The organism is Streptomyces sp. MB09-02B, from assembly GCF_033794485.1.
Classification (GTDB): Bacteria; Actinomycetota; Actinomycetes; order Streptomycetales; family Streptomycetaceae; genus Streptomyces.
Genome location: NZ_JARGEE010000661.1, coordinates 1 through 3,294 on the forward strand (window position 1 = coordinate 1; position 3,294 = coordinate 3,294).

The following is a 3,294-nucleotide window of genomic DNA, read 5'->3' on the forward strand; positions in this document are numbered from 1 at the left end:
CCACGGTCCGCTCCACCCCGGAGCCCGACCGAGCCACCACGCCCGTCCTCCGCCGCACCCCTCTTCCCTCTCCTCCGCCTCCCGCGTCTCAGCACCCGGCGGCCCCCCAACACTCCGACCCCGACCCCGAGCCGACCCCAGATCTCCCCGAGCGCACCACCGACAGCGACCTGCCGACCCGACCCCGGCGCACCTCCACTCCCACTCCCACGCCCAACCCCATGCCACCTGGCGAACTCCCGGGCCCACCCGTGCCGTCCAGGCGTACGGCGCCCGACGGGCCCACGAGTCCGGAGGACACCCGGCGGAGCAACCGCCGTATCCGTCTCGTCGCGTCCGCCGCCGTGGCCGTGACCGCCGCCGTGGCCGCGGTCCTCGTACCGGCGATGAACGGCTCGCCCGACGGCGAGGGCGACAAGGACAAGGCGACATCGACGGCCTCCTCGCTCTCCCCCACGCCCACCGTCGCCGGCACCTCCCGCCCACCGAAGCTGCCGCCGGGCGCCCGAACGGAGGCCGGTGTGTTCGCCTGGGTCCCGCCCGACGGCTTCTCCCGGGAGGTGCACGCCGGCGCGGAGGTGCACTACACCTCGCCGGACGCCCGGCAGGAGATCGTCGGCAAGGCCTCCCTGGCACGCGGCGACCTGCTGGAGCAGTGGCAGAAAAAGGAGAAGAGCACCAGCGAGGGGCCGGGATACCAGCGGATCCGCCTGGAGGAGACGGAGTTCCGAGGCGAGCCCGCCGTCGTGTGGGAGTACACCGTCACGGCCCAGGAACTGCCCTGGCACGTCCGCTCGTTGGGCTTCAACTCCGGCGGCAAGTCCTACCAGCTCACCACCTGGTACCACCCCGACACAGAGGACCGCGCCCTCCCGGTCTACGAGAAGGTCGAGAAGAGTTTCACCCCCCTGTAGACCGCCCGGGGCACGAAGCAGGACTTCCCGCGGATCGGGCACGAAAAAGGGCCCGGCGGCGGACGAACCGCCACCGGACCCCGGGTTACGGCGAGGTCAGTGCACCTTGTCGGAAACCTCGGCGGCGGCGGACGAACCGCCACCGTTCTTCCCGCCACGGACCTTCTCCTTCACCAGGGCGATACCCACGACAACCGCCGCGACCAGCAGCGACAGCAGCAGGATCTCTCGGTTGCCGTGCTCGGTGTCGGTGAGCATGTAACCGAGGACGAAGAGGATCAGCCCGATGGTGGCCCACGTCAGATACGGGTACAGCCACATCTTCACGACGAGCTTCTCCGGCGACTCCCGCTCGATGATCCGCCGCATGCGCAGCTGGGAGAAGCAGATGACGAGCCACACGAACAGGGCGACCGCACCGGAGGAGTTGACCAGGAAGAGGAAGACCCCCTCGGGGAAGAAGTAGTTGAAGATGACGGCGACGAACCCGAAGACCACCGAGGACAGGATGGCCGCCATCGGCACACCCCGCGCGTTCGTACGGCCGAAGGCGCGCGGCGCGTCCCCACGCGTACCCAGCGAGAACGCCATCCGGGACGCGGTGTAGAGACCGGAGTTGAGACAGGACAGCACCGACGTCAGCACGATGAAGTTCATGATCTGCCCGGCGTGCGCGATCCCGAGGGAGTCCAGGGCGGCCACGTAGGAGCCCTTCTCCTTGATCGACGGGTCGTTCCACGGCAGCAGGGTCACGACGACGAAGATCGAGCCGAGGTAGAAGACGCCGATCCGCCAGATGATGCTGTTGGTGGACTTGGTAACCGCCCTCTGCGGGTCCTCCGTCTCCCCGGCGGCCAGGGTGGCGATCTCGCTGCCCATGAAGGAGAAGACGACCAGCAGCACACCGATGAGGATCGCGCCGGCCCCGTTGGGCAGGAACCCGCCGTGCTCGGTCAGATTCGCCAGCCCGGCCTTCTCGGTGTCGGCCCCCGGCAGCACCCCGAACACCGCGAGCCCGCCCACCACGATGAACGCGGCGATCGCGACGACCTTGATCCCGGCGAACCAGAACTCGAACTCACCGTACGAGCCGACCGACACCAGATTCGTGGCGGTCAGCACGACCATCACGATCAGCGCCCAGCCCCACTGCGGTACGGCCGGGATCCAGCCCTCCAGGATCACCGCACCCGCGGTCGCCTCGACCGCGAGCACGACGACCCAGAAGAACCAGTACAGCCAGCCGATAGAGAACCCGGCCCAGCGCCCGAGCGCGCGGTCGGCGTGGGCGGAGAACGAACCCGAGGTCGGGTTGGCGGCGGACATCTCACCGAGCATCCGCATCACCAGCACCACCATCGTGCCGACGAGCGCGTACGACAGCAGGATGCCGGGGCCGGCCGTGGCGATGCCGGAACTGGACCCGACGAAGAGTCCGGCGCCGATCACACCACCGATGGCGATCATCGACAGATGACGGTTCTTGAGACCGGCGTGCAGACCGGGGGAGGGGGGAGAGGAGGAGCCTGGGGTGTCCGCCTGATTCGGCAGAGTCGGCTGGGAGGTCATGGGGGAGGTTTCCTTTGCGCCGTTGTGGGGACTTCCGTGCGTCTGCCCAAGGACCACCCGATCGACTCTCATCAGAGCGGGAGACGAGAGTGCGCAGCCGGGGGCCGAATGGGCCGCTGAAAGATCGGTCCAGTGAATCGGAGGTGAAAGCAATCCTGAACCTTTGAATCCAGATCGTTACTTGAGGTTTACTTGAGCTTCCGTGGTCCAGCTCGCGGTTTCCCGGTCCCGCACCCCGTCGTGCCGCGCCGAAACACGCGTGTCACACTCGGACCATGCGCGTCTACCTCGGCTCGGATCACGCCGGATACGAACTCAAGAACCACCTCGTCGAGTGGCTGAAGGCCGCCGGCCACGAGCCCGTCGACTGCGGGCCCCACATCTACGACGCCCAGGACGACTACCCGCCGTTCTGCCTCCGCGCGGCGGAGCGTACGGCCGCGGACCCCGGGGCCCTCGGCGTCGTCATCGGCGGCTCGGGCAACGGCGAGCAGATCGCGGCGAACAAGGTGGCCGGCGTCCGCGCGGCCCTCGCGTGGAGCGCCGAGACCGCGGCGCTCGGGCGCGAGCACAACAACGCGAACGTCGTCGCCGTCGGCGCCCGGATGCACTCCCAGGAGGACGCGACGAAGTTCGTCGAGACGTTCCTCAACACCCCGTTCTCCGGCGACGAGCGTCACATCCGCCGCATCGACATGCTGGCGTCCTACGAGACGACGGGCGACCTCCCCCCGATCCCGGCCCACCACCCCCAGGACTGACACGGGCGCCCAGTGACCCGGGGGTGCGGCTTGGTGGGCGACGGTCGGGC

The 3,294-nt window shown here is 68.9% G+C and carries 2 protein-coding genes and 1 pseudogene; 2 read left to right on the forward strand and 1 reads right to left on the reverse strand.

Annotated features, from left to right (window positions below):
• A pseudogene (locus tag P1P70_RS42435) lies at positions 1 to 914 on the forward strand (serine/threonine protein kinase); the annotation flags it as partial.
• A gap of 96 nt (positions 915 to 1,010) precedes the next feature.
• Here the strand turns inward: P1P70_RS42435 and P1P70_RS42440 are convergent.
• Positions 1,011 to 2,483, reverse strand: coding sequence for an amino acid permease (locus P1P70_RS42440; protein ID WP_319247527.1), 1,473 nt, complete (start codon positions 2,481 to 2,483; stop codon positions 1,011 to 1,013).
• Positions 2,484 to 2,758: 275 nt separating this feature from the next.
• Here P1P70_RS42440 and P1P70_RS42445 point away from each other — a divergent pair, with 275 nt between their 5' ends.
• Entirely contained in the window at positions 2,759 to 3,244 is a 486-nt protein-coding gene (locus tag P1P70_RS42445; RefSeq protein WP_319247529.1) for a ribose-5-phosphate isomerase, read from the forward strand.
• The last annotated feature ends 50 nt before the right edge of the window (positions 3,245 to 3,294 follow it).